Here is a 14701-nt window from a genome sequence, read left to right as displayed (position 1 = left end):
CGGTGCACGAGGGGAGTCCAGATGTCCACGGTGCGGGAAGCCGCCTACGCGGTCTTGCGGTCCTTCGGCGCGACCACCGTCGTCGCCAATCCCGGGTCCAACGAACTGCCGTTCCTCGACCGCATGCCCGACGACTTCCGGTTCATCCTGGCGCTACAGGAGGGCTCGGTCATCTCCATAGCCGACGGGTACGCGCAGGCCTCGGGGAAACCGGTCGTGGTCTCGGTGCACTCGGCGGCCGGACTGGCCACCGGCATGGGGGCGCTCACCAACGCCTACGACAACGGCGCGCCGCTGATCATTCTGGCGGGGCAGCAGTTCCGGGCCCTGATCACCGAGGAGGCCATCGTCACCAACCGCGACGCGACCGTGCTGCCGCGGCCGCTGGTGAAGTGGAGTTTCGAAGCGCCCAGCGCGCAATCGGTCCCGGCGGTGCTGGCCCGTGCGGCGGCCTGCGCGCTGACCGCGCCGACCGGGCCGGTGTGCGTGTCGATTCCGCTCGACGATTGGCGGCGCGAATCCGATTCCGACACCGACGGTTACGCGGCCACCCGGCGGATATCCGGGAATCCGCAAGTGCCGCAGGCGGATATCGATCGGATCGCGCAGCGTTTGGAGAACGCGGCGAACCCGGTGCTGGTGCTCGGGCCCGACGTCGACAAGTACGGCGGGTGGGAAGCGGGGGTCGCCCTGGCCGGAAAGCTGCGCACGGAAGTGTATTTGGGCAGCGGGGAGTATTCGCGCATGCCGTTCCCCACCGATCACCCGTGCTTCCGGGGTGCGCTCGGGGCGACGGTCGCGCAGGTGCGTGAGCAGCTCGCGCCCTATGACGTGGTGGCCTGGATCGGTGGGGCGCTGCTGCCGTATCACGGCTGGTCGCCGGGCCCGTATCTGTCCGGCGATCCCGAGGTCATCCACATCACCGCCGATCCGGCCCAGGCGGCGCGGGCGCCGCTGGGCTGGTCTATCGTCGGTGATCCGGCGGCGGCGCTGTGGCAGCTCGCCGAGGCGGTGGCCACCTCGGCCCGGCCGGTACCGGCGGCCCGTCCGGCTCCCGAACCCGCGCCCGTCGGCGGCCATTTCACCGAGCATCAGCTTTGGGATGTGCTCGCCGAAACCCGGCCCGCCGGAGCGCAATTCGTGTGGGATGCGCCGTCGATGATCGGCTGGTGGAATCGGGTGCCGATCACCGAGCCTCGCACCTATTACGCGCCCGGCGCGGCCACCGTGGGCTTCGGGCTGCCCGCCGCGGTCGGGGTGAGCCTGGCGCGGCCCGACAGCCCGACCGTCGCCATTCTCGGCGACGGCGCGAGCAACTACACCATCGCCGGGTTGTGGACGGCGGCCCGTCACGGGTGCGACGTCACCTTTGTCATCCTGCGCAACGGCACCTATCAGGTGCTCGAGGATTATGCCGTCATGCTCGACGCGCAGCTGCCCGACATCACCTTGCAGGGCATCGACTTCGTCTCCCTCGCAACGGGTTACGGCGTTGCGGCCGAGCGTGTTTCCACGCCAGACGAGGCCGCGACGGCGTTGCGGCGAGCCTTCGCGACGCCGGGACCGCATCTGATCGAGGTCAATGTCAGCGCCCAGTCCAGCGGGATGTACTGATCAGGCGCGGTGCGGGTACGCGCCCCCGTCGACGACGATGCGCTGGCCGGTGAGGTATCCGGCGGCGGGGGAGACCAGGAAGGCCACGACGTCTGCGATCTCCTCCGGGCGGCAGACGTGGCCGAACGGGGAGGTGTCGTCGAGATCGGTCGCCTGCTTCAGGGTGCCGCCGCTGAGCGCGGCGGTCAGGCGATCGCCCATATCGGAGCTGACCAGGCCGGGAGCAACGATGTTCACGTGAATCCCGTTGGCGGACTCCTCCTTCGCCAGCGTGTGCGCCAGGGCTTCGAGGGCGGCCTTGGCCATGTTGTAGGGAGCCCCGTTCGCGCCCAGCGCGTGTGCCGCGACGCTGCTGATCATGATGATGTCCCCGCGCGGGCACTTGCGCATCTCCGGCAGCACCAGTCCGGTCAGATGATGCGGTCCGACGGCCTGAATCCGCAGCAGCCGTTCGACTTCCGCGGGATCGGTGTCGGCGACCGCGCGTCCCCGGCTGGCAATACCGCCATTGTGCACCAGGATGCTGATCGGCCCGAGCTCGGCGGTGACGCGCTCGACCATGGCCGCCACCGCCGCCGCGTCATCGACCGGCGCGTGTACGGCCAGCGCGGTCGCCCCGGCCGAATTCAACTCCGCCACGGTCTCGTTCGCCGGTTCCTCGTGTCGCGCCCAGTTCACCGCCACGGCCGCCCCGCGTGCGGCCAACTCCCGGCTGATGGCTCGCCCGATCCCGCGCCCGCCACCCGTCACCAGTGCGACCCGACCCGCCAAATCACCTGCTGCTGCATTCATCCGGTCAACATATGACAACCCGGCATCATTGCGATCGGGAGTGGCGGCCATTACAGTCCGACCGTTGGGTACGCAGCGGTTCCTTGCAACGGGGTCGGGATGAAGTTCAGAAATGTGCGGGGACGGACGCTGGGCGCGTTGGCCCTGCTGGCCACCGCGGTCACCATTGGTGCACTGGTCAGGCCACTGGCCACGGCCACGCCGGATGCCGGGACGCTCGGCGCGGCGTGGACCGCCACCGAGGACGGTCCGGCGAAATATCCTGGCGTGCACATCGATTGGGATGTGCCGATCACGATGAGCGACGGCACCGTCCTGAAGGCCAATGTGTACAGGCCCATGGACGCCGAGGGGCATATCGTCGACACCCCGCTGCCGACCATCGTCAACCTCACCCCGTACACGAAACTCGTGTCGATGCTGGCGGATTCGGCGCTGTCGATTCCGGGGCTGTCGGATGTGCTGTCGGGATTCCTCCAGGGCTTCGACCTGTCCGGCGTCGGCCTGGGCGGGCTCTCGGATCTGGTGAAGCTGGTGCCGGGCGGCGCCGCACGGGTTTTCACCGCCGACCGCAAGCTGATCCAGTCCGGCTACACCCAGGTCGTGGCCGATGTGCGCGGCACCGGCTTCTCCGAGGGCGTGTGGCAGGTCTTCCAGGAGCGGGAACAGCTCGACAGCGTCGAGGTCATCGACTGGGCCGCGCAGCAACCCTGGTCGGACGGCAAGGTCGGCATGTCCGGCATCTCGTACTCGGCGATCAACCAGGTGCAGGCCGCCGAGCATCAACCGGCCGCGCTGCGGGCCATCTTCCCGGTGGAACCCGGCAGCGACCTGGTGCGCGACGTGCTCGCCACCGGCGGCGCGCTCGGATTCGGTTTCATCCCACCGTGGTTGCTGGGCGTGGACACCCTCAAGCTGCTGCCGGATCTCGGGTCGATCTTCTCGGGCACCTTCGACTGGAAGTGGCTCGCCGACCGGCTGGAGAGTCCGTTCACGTTCTTCGACTACATCATTCAGGCATTGACGGTGCAGTCGATCCCGGAGATTCCGGACAACTTGAAGAGCCTGCTGGAACCCGACAGCGGTCTGCGCAGCGCCTGGCTCGGCCATCCCGACCGGGTGCGGGTGCCGACCATGGTCTACGGCGGCTGGCACGACATCTTCACCTACTCCGAACCTCGCATCTATGACGCGATTCCTTTGCCCGCCGGGCAGAAGCAGCTGATCATGGGCGACACCTACCACGCCAATCCCGGCAGCGGCTTCGGTGGGCCGGGCGCGCCGCCGCGGCTGGACGTGCTGCAGCGTGCGTGGTTCGACAAGTGGCTCAAGGGGATCGGCAACGGCATCGACTCCTACGGTCCGGTGACGCTGTTCCAGCAGGGCGGTTCCTGGACCACGACGGACGAATTCCCGCGCGCCGGAGTCGATTACCGGCGGCTGTACCTCTCCGGAGCGCCCAGCGGGACCGCCCCGATGAGCGTGCACGACGGCAGCCTGGTCGCCGATCCCGCGGGGCCGCAACGGCTCACGGTCGGCCCGGGCATCATGAGCCTGTGCTCGCGTGATTCGGCGCAGATCACCGCGGGCGTCACCGCGATTCTCGATGCCTGCGCCAAGGACGCCCGGCCGATGGAACTCAACGGGCTGACCTTCACCAGCCCGCCGGTCGCCGACGCCACGCTGATCTCCGGCGCGGTGAACGTGCACCTGAACACGGTGCTCGACGCCACCGACGGCTACTGGTCGGCCACGCTCAACGATGTCGCTCCCGACGGGAAGTCCACGGTCCTGACCTCCGGCCAGCTGAACGCCTCGCTGCGAAAGGTCGACGAGGACAAGGCGACTCGCTCGCCCAACGGCGACTACACCGACCCGTACCCGATCCTGACCCTGGCCGACCGCCAGCCACTCGTGCCCGGCCAGCCCACCACCATCGATCTGGGCCTGACCGCCACCGACGCCGTCCTGCAACCGGGCCACCGCCTGCGCGTCGACGTCTTCGCCTTCAACTTCCCGCGCGGGCTGCCGCTGCGGCCGCTGCTGAACGAAAGCCAGCTACTGCCCCAGCACATCGACCTCGACCCGAACGCGCCCAGCTGGGTGAACGTCCCGCTCGGCGGAAACATCGGCTGGTAGCTCAGGATTCGAGCACGGCCTCGGCCTCGACAACCACGTCCTCCGGGCTCACGACGTCGTCGAAGGCGTCGCGGGCCAGCAGGTCGGCGTAGAAGCCGTTGCGCTCCACCAGTTCCCGGTGGGTGCCGCGTTCCGTGACCCGGCCGTGATCGAGCACCACGATCTGGTCGGCATCGCGAATCGTGGACAGCCGGTGCGCGATCGTGATGGTGGTGCGGTTCGCCGACAGCGTGTCGATGGCCGCCTGCACCTCCCGCTCGGTCTTGGTGTCCAGCGCGCTGGTCGCCTCGTCCAGCACCATGATCGGCGGATTGCGCAGGATGGCCCGCGCCACCGCCAGCCGCTGCTTCTCGCCGCCGGAGAACCGGTAACCGCGTTCGCCGACCAGGGTGTCGTAGCCGTCGGGCAGGCCCATGATGTGGTCGTGGATCTGCGCGGCCTTGGCGGCCGCGTGCAATTCCTCGTCTGTCGCATCGGGTTTCGCGAAGCGCAGATTGTCGGCGATGGACGAGTGGAACAGGTAGGTCTCCTGCGACACGACGCCCACGGCCGAGGACAGATCCGCGAACGACAGGTCCCGCACATCGACACCGTCAACGGTCACCCGTCCCGAGGTAACGTCGTACAGCCGCGCCACCAGATACCCGAGAGTCGTCTTCCCCGAGCCGGTTTCGCCGACAATCGCCAGGCTGGTCCCGGCGGGCACCTCGATATCGATATCGCTCAACACCTCTCGATCGGCGTCATAGGCGAACCCGACCTTTTCGAATCGCACCGCCCCCGATACCTTCTCGGGCATGGGAGTGGGCCGCGTCGGCTCCTCGATATCCGGTCGCAGATCCAGGTATTCGAAGATCCTCCCGAACAGCGCCAGCGAGCTCTGGATATCCACGCCGGTCGACAGCAGCATGACGGCGGGCCGCAACAGCCCGGCCTGCAAGGTCGTGAACGCGACCAGCGTGCCGATCGACACCATCGGATGCCCCTGCGCCACAGTCATTCCCGCCGCCCAGTAGATCACCGCGGGCATGGCCGCCATAACGATCGAGATCGTCGACTGCCGCCACCGCCCCGCCATACTGGACCGAATCTCCAGATCCACCAGCCCCCGCGATTCCCGCGTGAAATCATCCACCAACGCCGGCGACCGCCCCATGGTGCGCGACAACAGAATCCCGCTGACCGACAGCGACTCCTCCACAATCGCCGACATCCCCGCCAACTTCCGCTGCCGCTCCCCGGTGATCTTCCGCCGCTCCGACCCAACCTTCCGGCTGATCCACACGAACAGCGGCAACATGACCAGCGACACCAACGTCAGCCGCCAATCCAACGCGGCCATGGCGATCACCGCCGCCACCACGGACGTGAAGTTCGAAACCAACGAGGTAAGCGTCGAGGTGACCGTCGACTGCATCCCCCCGATGTCATTTGCGATCCGCGACTGCACCTCCCCGGTACGAGTCGTCGTGAAGAAGCTGAGCGGCATCGACTGCAGCCGCGCATACACGGCCGACCGCAGATCGTGCATCACGTTCTGCCCAACCGCCGTAGAAATATAGGTCTGCAACACGCCGAACACACTGTTCAGCGCCGCAACCGCGATCATCCCCGCGGCCAACAGCGTCAGCAGCCCCGTCCGCCCGTGCGGCAAGGCGTCATCAATGACCCCGCGCAACAGAAACGGCGAAGCCAGCCCAGCTAGCGAGGACAACCCAACAAGCGCCCCAACCAGGGCCAACCGCCCCTTATAGGGCTGAAAGAGCCGGACGATCCGACCAAGTTCCGTCTGTGAACCCACAAGCGCCTCCTTCCAAAGGGAGTCAAGCGCTATAACTGAGTCTGACTCATAATTGTTCCGAGGACAATGAGCTATGCTCCAAATCATGCCGAACAGCCCGGAGCCCCCCGACGACGACCTCGCGGACCTGTTCCTGCGCACGACCAAGCGCATGCGCCGCACGCAATCGGCCCGCCTGTCCCCGCTAGGCCTCACTCCGGCTCAGGCGCGCGCCCTACGCGTCATCGGCCGCGCCGCCGAGCACGGCGACGAGCCCCTCCGCATGTCCGCCCTCGCCGACTACCTGGGCATCGTCCCCCGCTCCGCCACCACCGTCGTCGACGCCCTCGCCGCCGCGGGCCTAGTCACCCGCGAACAAGACCCAGCCAACCGCCGCGCCACCCTGGTCACCCCCACCGAGGCCGGGCGGCAGGCCCTGACCCGCATGTTCGAGGCCCGCCGCGACGCCGCCGAGGAGATCTTCTCCGCCCTCACCCCCGCCCAGCGCCACACCCTCCGCGACCTACTCGCCACCCTCGCCGCCGACTCCCCCCACTGACCCAACGCCACCGCTCCCCGAACGCACTGCGATGCCGAGTGATGGGCCTAGTCCTACAACAACCACTGTCGGTGAGCGGATTTCTGTCAAATTCCTTGCTGCAGTGTAGGAATAGGCCCATCCACGGTTCCCGCGACCACCGGCGGGCGGTGCACGTCATGCCGATTGTCGGGTGGTGGATGCTGATCAACTCTGGGAACATCGGGGTCGGAGTTCGACTTCGGCGCCGGTGGGAGGAAATCACAGATGACCACCTTGCGGCGGTTCTGGATCGAATTCGACACGCAGGAGCGCTTCGACGGCCTGCTCCAGGAGGGCGTAGGTGTATCAGGCTTCGATGTGCGCGATTGCTTGTCGATGGTGACGGACCTGGTCCGCGACCGACCGTTACCGCCCGTGAGCCGAATTACCGCCGACATCTCACTGGCCGAACCACTCCCGGTGAGTCGCCGCTATCTCGGGGTCTCGGTATGGCGCGGCGTGTGGTACCCACCCCTGAACCTGGAAACCGGACCGACCCGCAACATCGACCGCAGAGGCGCACCCCGCGACTACCCGACACCTGTCCCGCAATCACACCCCAGGCGAGCTAGTGAGACCCTGGGCGCGAAGGCTACGTGGTGGGACGAAATCCCACATATCGGCAGCCTATTGTGGCCGCTGGTAACCATGCACAGCGCCGAATACGGCCGCGGAATGCGCTCGAGCGCAACGGCGTTGCGCGAGGCCTGTGCCAGAGATTCGACCTACGGGATGCTGGTGCGCGAAGCGCTCGACTTCATGATCGCCTGGCGCCCAACACCCGACGAGTGGTTCGACCCGACCAAAACCAGCTTCGCCGATCAACACGCCCTGGACAAGTACCTGCGAGCCTTCCGCGACTACTTGTTCGAAACCCGCCCCGAACCGATCTATCCTCCCGACAGCGAACCGCTTTCCCCCGAAGACGCGGTGCTAGACGCTCTCAGCCGCCTGGTCATCACTCGTCCGGTTCCGGTCAACGCTCCCGGCAGCGAACGGCTTTCATCCGACACGGAACCACGACTTCCCGAGAACGAGTGAAATCGTCTGAGGATCCTTACTCGCCTATGCCCCTTCACGATTCATCTGCGAGATGACTGCGCCGACTGCCGGGCGACAGGAGGCTGTCTATGGTGTCGGCCAGATGCCGGTAGTCGGTACGGCGCTCGTCAACGGTGAAATCGTTCGGACGCTCGCGCGCCAGGCGTGCGTAGCGGTGCTGGAAATCCGCCATCGCGTCGTAGATATTTCCCTCGATCTCGGCATGGATTCTCAGCACAGCCCGGCCTATCTGCCTGGTCAAGATGAGTTCGTCGATAGGTGTCTCGTCGACAGGTACGGGATTCGGTCTGCCGAGCCGCACCAGCACCGGCTCGACCGATTGCAGCAGATCCCAGTCGAAGCGGGCACGATAGGGACGCCTGCGCCCGGACTGCGGGTCGACCGCCTCGAAGTCGATTCGGTTCCCGATCGAGCCGAGGTCGCGGTCTTCATCGAACGGCCCCAGACCCGAGCCCAGAAACTCCTCCTTCGTACACGACCAAGGGATCAAATCCGCAATCGAATCCAACCGCGGCACAGCCACTCCCGGCTTCCGAAGCATTCGATGGAAGAGCAGACGAGGCCCTATCGCCCTGAACTCGAACTGCATGCCGGGCCAGAACGGCAAATCCCATCGAGCCGACTGAATCTCCCGCTCGCCGTAACGTTCGACCTCTTCCGAATCCGGCGCGCCCCAGGCTGTTACGTACTCAGCGATCGTAGTGAAGTTGTTCGTGGCGTCACCGAACCACCACCGCGCCTGCGCGACCGCAGTGTCGGCGTAGGTCGCACCGATTCGATCAAGCAGTCCTACGGCCTCCGTCGGGGCGCTCGTGCACATCGGATGAAGTATCGACAATTGGAAGTCACGCAGTGCCGTCACAGGTTCGCCGCCCATCCAGCCCTCCCCGTCGGCCTGATCGGAACCAAACATACCAGCCGAGTTCCGGATGCTCGACGAGCATGCAATCTGGCAGGCAAACGTCGAGAAGACGCCTGCTCCAATGCATTTTCGTGGCATAGGGCTTGCTGGGGCTATTTCGAATGTCCGCTTCTGGCGATGAGCGAGCTTGTCCGACTGAACCGCGTTCGGCGGGCTGGAGCGGCGTTGGAGTCAGGACTCCAACACCAGGAACAGGAAGGCCAGGAACCTCGGGTCCTCGCGGTCCTGGAAGAACTCGGGGAACCGCTCCAACGCTTCCGGGGCAGGTGCCGGTTCCTCGACGCGGGTGATGCGGAATCCGCTGTCGAAGAATGTCTGGAACATCGTCGACAGGGACCGATCCCAGAATGTGAGGTCTGCGGTCTGCCCGGCCATATCGGTCACCCTGCGCCGGCGCGTGGCGAAGTAGTTCGTGGTCTCGCCGGCCTGAAGTTGCGCGAACCATATGACCAGCGGGTGCTCCACCGAGAGGATCAGACGGCCGCCAGGCTTGAGCACACGCCGCATCTCCGCCAGCGGTGAGCGCCAGTCCTCGAGGTAGTGCAGCGCGAGGGAGCACACAACGTCGTCGAATGTGTTGTCACCGAACGGAAGAGGGGCAGCCAGGTCCCCGACGTGTAGCTCCGCGGCGCCCCCGACCCTGTCCGTGGCGATGTCGATCAGGGCCTGGCTGCCGTCGATTCCGACCGCAGTCGCCCCGCCTTCGATGAGGTCGACGAGCGTCGGACCCGAGCCACACCCGGCATCCAGCACATGCTTACCCCTCACGTCGCCGAGCAGGTCCCGAATCGCAGGCCGGTTGTAGTACTCGTTGAGGAGACTCTTCGCGTTCTCCTCAGCGTAGGCCTTGGCGATCGGGTCATACGCTGCCGCGCCGCCGGAGTCTGTCCGCCGAATTGTTGTCCCCACCTACCCGACGCTAACACGGCGGTAGCGGATGCCGCTGAGTGCGCGGTTCGGTTGACCGCCAGGCGATCTCGCGAACGCACGCTTCTGCCGACTTCCGGAAATGTAGCGCGTCGGCTGCCGAGATTCGGTGGCAACCCGTCGTTGCCAGAGCTGTTTGGCAAGATCACAGCTTGTCCAGCGCCCCAACTACTCCTCCGCGGCCGTTCGACGTCACCACCGCCTTCCCTCTGCTGGCTCGGTTGGCGCGCACGGCGACCCGGTTGCACCCGCGACCCGGGACGCCGTCACCACAGGACAGTTCCATTGGCGGAACGTTGCTCTGGCCCGCCGACCCCGCCCGGGCGTACAACGACGGCCTCGCCGAGGGGTACGCGGCAGAGAAAGAGACCAGCCTAATAGACGCTTACTACTGGCGGCCCGCGATGCTGGAGCTCGCCTGGGCGCGGACCTGCGTGTCGCTGACCTTGCGAACCCACTGTTGCTCCCCGACAACGCCTTCGACGATGTCATCGCCTCCCTGGTGCTGCACTACCTGCAGGACTGGGGGGCCGACACCTCGAAAACAGGTGTGCCGAGCGCGCAACGGTTCAGGGTTACTCGTAGAGACCCGGCGGCGTCGCGATCAGCTGAAGCGGCGGCATTTCGTCGGAGTGTCCGGATGCGGTGGAGCAAAACTGGAAGGGGCCGTCGGGGTCGAACAGGACCCTCATATGCGGATCGGCGTGGTCGAGAAACCACACGCTCAAACCCGTTCTGCTGTCGATCCGGTAATGCTCCCACGCCCGCCACACAGCATCCAGTCGCGTGACGGCCTCAGCGTGGGACCACCACTGCGGACACCACACTCGACGGCCCTTCCCGACTTCTCGCCGATACAGAAGACTGAGATAGTTCTCAACGAATTCAACGACGGATCCGTACACCGGCGGAAGGTTGCTGGGGTCCACAGAACACTGAACATACTCGGCCGCAAGAGGTTGGGCGCGCTCGGACCAGACCGACTGCGTAGTCCGATACCGACCCGAACGGTTGCCCTCACGTCCCGTGCCAGCGCGACCCCGGGCATCGATTCACTGCTCCCGCCACCAGCCTTTTAAGTAGCCGAGTTGAGTGCATCCGTTCACGAATGGCAGCAGCCCACCGAGGATTAGGCTTCCGGTACACAACGGTTGGCACACACGCGAGCCGCATGTTGAGCGCGGATTGATTGTGGCGCAGTCTATGTCGTGATCGGGTAGGCGGCTTGGAAGGCCAGTCGCTGATCGGCGTCGGCCGCGATTCTGTCGAGTTCTTCGTCGAGGTTCATGAAGACCTGCCAGGGTTCTTGCCCGCTGATCGAGGCCACACGCTGCACGATGAGCTGTTCGAGCTCGGGAACCCGCTTGGCCTTCCAGATCTTGTCGGCAAGGCTCACCAGAAGATCGTCGATGTCGATGTCGGGTTCGGTCCACGCGGCATGGGTGCGTGCGAACCGCGCAGCGTTTTCGCTCACTCCATGAGCGAGCAGTAATTGGTACCCGTCGGCCTCGTGCGATGAGCCGGGGCCCGACAGTTCGGCAGGATGCAGGACCTTCCCGATGTCGTGGGTGGCCGCACCGAACAACACCGAATCGGCGTCGAATTGCACCGTCTCGTAGGTGGTCTGCAGCCAATCGACCAGCTGGCAGGCCACGTTGTGAACCGCTCGCAAGTGTGCGGCCAGCCGCGGCGGGGCGTCGAGCGCCCGAAGGATCGCCGCAGCACTCTCGGGCAGCGGGCGAAGCGGAGGCTCGGGTTGGTCGGTCAATGCCCGCTCGAGCACACCTGAGGTCACTCGACCACGGTAATCCCCACAAGATCGGATCGCTTGACCCACGCGAACACAGCCGCGGCCCGGGTGTTCAGAATCGGTCGTGGGCTGGTGAATACAGACATATGCCGTGAGGCGACGGGGATTCAGTGGCGTAGGTGGCGGTAGAAGTGGCGGAGGTCTTCGATGAGCAAGGCGGGCTGTTCGAGTCCGGGGAAGTGGCCGCCGTGGTCGAATTCGGTCCAGCGCACGATGTTGTGGGTTGGTTCGGCGATGCGGCGCACCGAAACCGAGATGTCGTGGGGGAATTGGGCGACCGCGACGGGGACCTCGATGCGAGGGCCGGGCCGGGCCCAGGTGAGGCCGTCTTCGAAGTAGTAGCGGGCTGCTGAGCCGGCGGTGGCGTTGAGCCAGTAGATCATGATGTTGGTCAGCATGGCTTCGCGGTCGACCGCGTCTTCGGGAGCGTTGGCGGAGTCGGTCCAGTCTTTGAATCGTTCAGCGATCCATGCCATTTGGCCGACGGGCGAGTCGGTGAATCCGTACGCAAGGGTCTGTGGTCGGGTGGCCTGGAGCATCCAGTAGGCGCCGATCTCGGTGTTCCAGCGTCGGCCCGCGGCCAGGGCCCGTTGATCGGCGGGGTCGTCGGGGTCGGCGGTGGCGGGGTCGATGAGGGCGGACAGGATCGAGGTGACATGGATGCCGGTGACATGCTCGGCATCGACTCTCGCCAGATGGCGGGTGACCTGGGAGCCGAGGTCTCCGCCGTGCGCGCCGTAGCGGTCGTAGCCGAGCCGCGCCATCAACACCGCTAGTGCTCGGGCGACCCGCTCGGCGGTCCAGCCGACCGCGGGTCCGGAGAACCCGAAGCCTGGCAGGGTCGGCACGACTACGTGGAAGGCGTCGCGGGCGTCGCCGCCGTGGGCTGCCGGGTCGATCAGCGGGCCGATCATGCCCAGGAATTCCACGATCGATCCCGGCCACCCGTGAGTGAGAACCAGGGGCATCGCGTCGGGGACGCGGGAGCGGACGTGGATGAAATGCAGGTCGTGTCCGTCGATTTCGGTGCGGAACTGTGGGAAGGCGTTGAGCCGGGCCTCCTGGGCGCGCCAATCATAGGTCTCACGCCAGTAGCGGGTCAGCTCCTGTATGTAGGACAGGGGGATGCCTTGGGTCCAGCCGACGCCGGGTGCATGATCGGGCCAGCGCACTGCGTCGAGCCGTCGATGCAGGTCATCGAGCTGGGTTTGGGGGACATCGATGCGGAACGTGCGGATGTCTGTGGATCCGGACACCGTGTCGAGGCTTGTGGTCGCCATCACAGGTCACCTTTCCGGTTGGGGAGCAGAAACGGGGACGAGGCCCCAGACAGGGAGCGGCGCGGCGTCACCGCCCGCCCCCCTGGGGATTTACTGGCGCAGTTGCCTGAAGAAGGCCCGAATGTCGTCGACGAACAGGTCGGGGACTTCGAAGGCGGGGAAGTGGCCGCCCTCGGCGTGGTCGCGGAAGAAGGCGACGCTGTCGCCGGCGCCGAGGACCTTGCGCACGAAAGCGTCACTGTAGAACAAGGATTGGGCCTGAGGCACCGGGGAGGGCCCGCCCCAGCCGGTGTTCTCGGCGTGGGCCATTTCCCAGTAGAAGTCGGCGGCTGCGGGCCCGGTACGGGTGAACCAGTACAGGCTCGCGGTGATCAGAATGTTCTCGCGGCTGATCGGGGTGGCGGGATTGGCCCATTCCACGAATTTCTCCGCGATCCAGGCCAGTTGCAGGATCGGGGAATCGGCCAGGCCTGCCGACAGGGCGTTGGGTTGGGTCGAGTGCAGCACCCGGTAGCCCTTCATCTGCGCCCAACTGTGTTGTGCCGCTTCGAGCTGCTTGCGCTCGTCGGCGTCGAGGCCCTCGGGGACGGGCAGGTCCTCGCCGACCATGCCGAGCTGGAGCCGGTCACCGTGGGTGTGCGCGCCGATCACCCGCTCCGGTAGCAGTGCGGCCACCCGGCCGGTGACACCCGCCCCGATGTCGCCGCCCTCGACCCCGAAGCGGTCGTAACCCAGCCGAGTCATCAGCTCGCCGAACGCCAGCGCGGTCCGGTCGAGGTTCCAGCCGCGCGCCGATAGCGGGCTCGAGAACACGAACCCGGGCAGCGATGGGATCACGAGGTGGAACGCATCGGCCGGGTCGCCGCCGTGAGCACGCGGGTCGGTCAGTGGCCCGCTGGCGGCGAGGAACTCGACGAACGAGGTCGGGTAGCTGTGGTTGAGCAGCAGCGGGGTGGCGTCGGGTTCGGGTGAGCGCAGGTGCAGGAAGTGGATGGTTTGCCCGTCGATCTCGGTCACGAAGTGCGGCAGCGTGTTCAGCTCGGCTTCGTGTGCGCGCCAATCGAACCCGTCGCTCCAATACGAGGCGAGCTCACGCAGGTAGTCGGGGGCGATGCCGTGGTCCCACTCCGCGCCGGTGCCCGGCACCGGGTGGGGCGCACGGGTGCGGGCGAGCCGTTCACGCAGATCATCGAGCTCAACCTGCGGGATCTGGATCCGGAAGGGAATGATGTCAGCGTTCATGACCTCAACTTAGAGTCGACGCAGGTCAGGAACTGTCCTAGTTCGGGCAGCCGGCGGGTGTGTCGTGCGGCACGGCGGCTCTCGCACCTGGAGCTCTGGCTGTCCGCTGGACCGGGAGGCAGGTTACGAGCAGCGGCCATCGCCGGTCGAGATGAGGTCGCACCATAGAGAAGTGCTCAGGCTGTTGGTACCACCGTCGGGACCTTCCTCCGTCACTGTCAGGGTCACGTCGACAAAGTCGGCGTCCACACTGCCCGAGGCATCACCCACGGTGACGGTCACCCGCTCGGTGACCCCGACCGTGGTTTCGGCCAACTGCCCTTCGAAGCCGACTATCTGGTTATGGCTGACAATCACCCTCAGCTTGTCCGGCACGAAGGTAACCGCATGACCGGTACCCGTGGAGAGCCATGCGGCCAAGGCGGCCGCTATCAGCGAAATCGTCAATCATGCAATGAGCTTCATGGACGGAGCCTAGAAGGGCCCCGCCATGCGGTGCATCCCCATTTTGGGGCCAAGCGATCGGGGGAGTGGGTTGGGGGTCGTGGGGAGG

Annotated in this window: 13 protein-coding genes; 4 read left to right on the top strand and 9 right to left on the bottom strand. The window is 66.3% G+C overall.

Annotated features, from left to right (window positions below; translation table 11 throughout):
- Nucleotides 1–21 precede the first annotated feature (21 nt).
- On the top strand, nt 22–1614 hold the full coding sequence (gene mdlC, locus ACAM49_RS19645; RefSeq protein ID WP_369636984.1) for a benzoylformate decarboxylase: 1593 nt from the start codon (nt 22–24) through the stop codon (nt 1612–1614).
- Here the strand turns inward: mdlC and ACAM49_RS19640 are convergent, their stop codons facing one another.
- Entirely contained in the window at nt 1615–2406 is a 792-nt protein-coding gene (locus tag ACAM49_RS19640; protein ID WP_369636983.1) for an SDR family oxidoreductase, read from the bottom strand.
- Between the two features lie 99 nt (nt 2407–2505).
- On the opposite strand from ACAM49_RS19640, the gene ACAM49_RS19635 reads away from it, so the two are divergent.
- Complete coding sequence (locus ACAM49_RS19635) at nt 2506–4545, top strand: CocE/NonD family hydrolase (RefSeq protein WP_369636982.1); 2040 nt, start codon at nt 2506–2508, stop codon at nt 4543–4545.
- A 1-nt stretch (nt 4546) separates the two neighbouring features.
- Here the strand turns inward: ACAM49_RS19635 and ACAM49_RS19630 are convergent, their stop codons facing one another.
- Entirely contained in the window at nt 4547–6346 is a 1800-nt protein-coding gene (locus tag ACAM49_RS19630) for an ABC transporter ATP-binding protein (protein WP_369636981.1), read from the bottom strand.
- 85 nt (nt 6347–6431) lie between these two features.
- Between ACAM49_RS19630 and ACAM49_RS19625 the strand changes: the two genes are divergently transcribed.
- Nucleotides 6432–6884, top strand: a complete 453-nt coding sequence (locus ACAM49_RS19625; RefSeq protein WP_369636980.1) for a MarR family winged helix-turn-helix transcriptional regulator — start codon at nt 6432–6434, stop codon at nt 6882–6884.
- A gap of 246 nt (nt 6885–7130) precedes the next feature.
- Nucleotides 7131–7946, top strand: coding sequence for a hypothetical protein (locus ACAM49_RS19620; RefSeq protein ID WP_369636979.1), 816 nt, complete (start codon nt 7131–7133; stop codon nt 7944–7946).
- Between the two features lie 34 nt (nt 7947–7980).
- Here the strand turns inward: ACAM49_RS19620 and ACAM49_RS19615 are convergent, their stop codons facing one another.
- The 7 genes from ACAM49_RS19615 to ACAM49_RS19585 all read right to left on the bottom strand — a co-directional run bounded on the left by ACAM49_RS19615 (nt 7981) and on the right by ACAM49_RS19585 (nt 14595).
- A complete protein-coding gene (locus ACAM49_RS19615; RefSeq protein ID WP_369636978.1) occupies nt 7981–8844 on the bottom strand; it encodes a hypothetical protein in 864 nt (287 codons plus the stop codon).
- Between the two features lie 216 nt (nt 8845–9060).
- The gene (locus ACAM49_RS19610; protein WP_369636977.1) at nt 9061–9798 is read right to left on the bottom strand and encodes a class I SAM-dependent methyltransferase; all 738 of its coding nucleotides are present in this window, start codon (nt 9796–9798) and stop codon (nt 9061–9063) included.
- Between the two features lie 593 nt (nt 9799–10391).
- Nucleotides 10392–10721 carry a DUF4913 domain-containing protein gene (locus ACAM49_RS19605; RefSeq protein ID WP_369636976.1) on the bottom strand — a complete coding sequence of 110 codons (330 nt, stop codon included), beginning with the start codon at nt 10719–10721 and terminating at the stop codon, nt 10392–10394.
- Nucleotides 10722–11017: 296 nt separating this feature from the next.
- A complete protein-coding gene (locus ACAM49_RS19600; protein ID WP_369636975.1) occupies nt 11018–11611 on the bottom strand; it encodes an HD domain-containing protein in 594 nt (197 codons plus the stop codon).
- Nucleotides 11612–11733: 122 nt separating this feature from the next.
- On the bottom strand, nt 11734–12906 hold the full coding sequence (locus tag ACAM49_RS19595) for an epoxide hydrolase family protein (RefSeq protein ID WP_369636974.1): 1173 nt from the start codon (nt 12904–12906) through the stop codon (nt 11734–11736).
- A gap of 90 nt (nt 12907–12996) precedes the next feature.
- Nucleotides 12997–14148 (bottom strand): epoxide hydrolase family protein, encoded by a 1152-nt coding sequence (locus ACAM49_RS19590; RefSeq protein WP_369636973.1) that lies wholly within the window; start codon nt 14146–14148, stop codon nt 12997–12999.
- 123 nt (nt 14149–14271) lie between these two features.
- The gene (locus ACAM49_RS19585) at nt 14272–14595 is read right to left on the bottom strand and encodes a hypothetical protein (RefSeq protein ID WP_369636972.1); all 324 of its coding nucleotides are present in this window, start codon (nt 14593–14595) and stop codon (nt 14272–14274) included.
- Nucleotides 14596–14701 lie beyond the last annotated feature (106 nt).

It is taken from the genome of Nocardia sp. JMUB6875 (assembly GCF_041154655.1).
Taxonomy (GTDB): domain Bacteria; phylum Actinomycetota; class Actinomycetes; order Mycobacteriales; family Mycobacteriaceae; genus Nocardia.
Note: the sequence above shows the minus strand (reverse complement) of the source record. Positions and strands in the feature narration are given on the sequence as shown.

Bases quoted from the DNA above. Each gene is read 5' to 3' on its own strand.
- mdlC (WP_369636984.1), top strand. From the start codon at position 22: ATGTCCACGGTGCGGGAAGCCGCCTACGCGGTCTTGCGGTCCTTCGGC.
- ACAM49_RS19640 (WP_369636983.1), bottom strand. From the start codon at position 2,406: ATGAATGCAGCAGCAGGTGATTTGGCGGGTCGGGTCGCACTGGTGACG.
- ACAM49_RS19635 (WP_369636982.1), top strand. From the start codon at position 2,506: ATGAAGTTCAGAAATGTGCGGGGACGGACGCTGGGCGCGTTGGCCCTG.
- ACAM49_RS19625 (WP_369636980.1), top strand. From the start codon at position 6,432: ATGCCGAACAGCCCGGAGCCCCCCGACGACGACCTCGCGGACCTGTTC.
- ACAM49_RS19620 (WP_369636979.1), top strand. From the start codon at position 7,131: ATGACCACCTTGCGGCGGTTCTGGATCGAATTCGACACGCAGGAGCGC.
- ACAM49_RS19615 (WP_369636978.1), bottom strand. From the start codon at position 8,844: ATGGGCGGCGAACCTGTGACGGCACTGCGTGACTTCCAATTGTCGATA.
- ACAM49_RS19595 (WP_369636974.1), bottom strand. From the start codon at position 12,906: ATGGCGACCACAAGCCTCGACACGGTGTCCGGATCCACAGACATCCGC.
- ACAM49_RS19590 (WP_369636973.1), bottom strand. From the start codon at position 14,148: ATGAACGCTGACATCATTCCCTTCCGGATCCAGATCCCGCAGGTTGAG.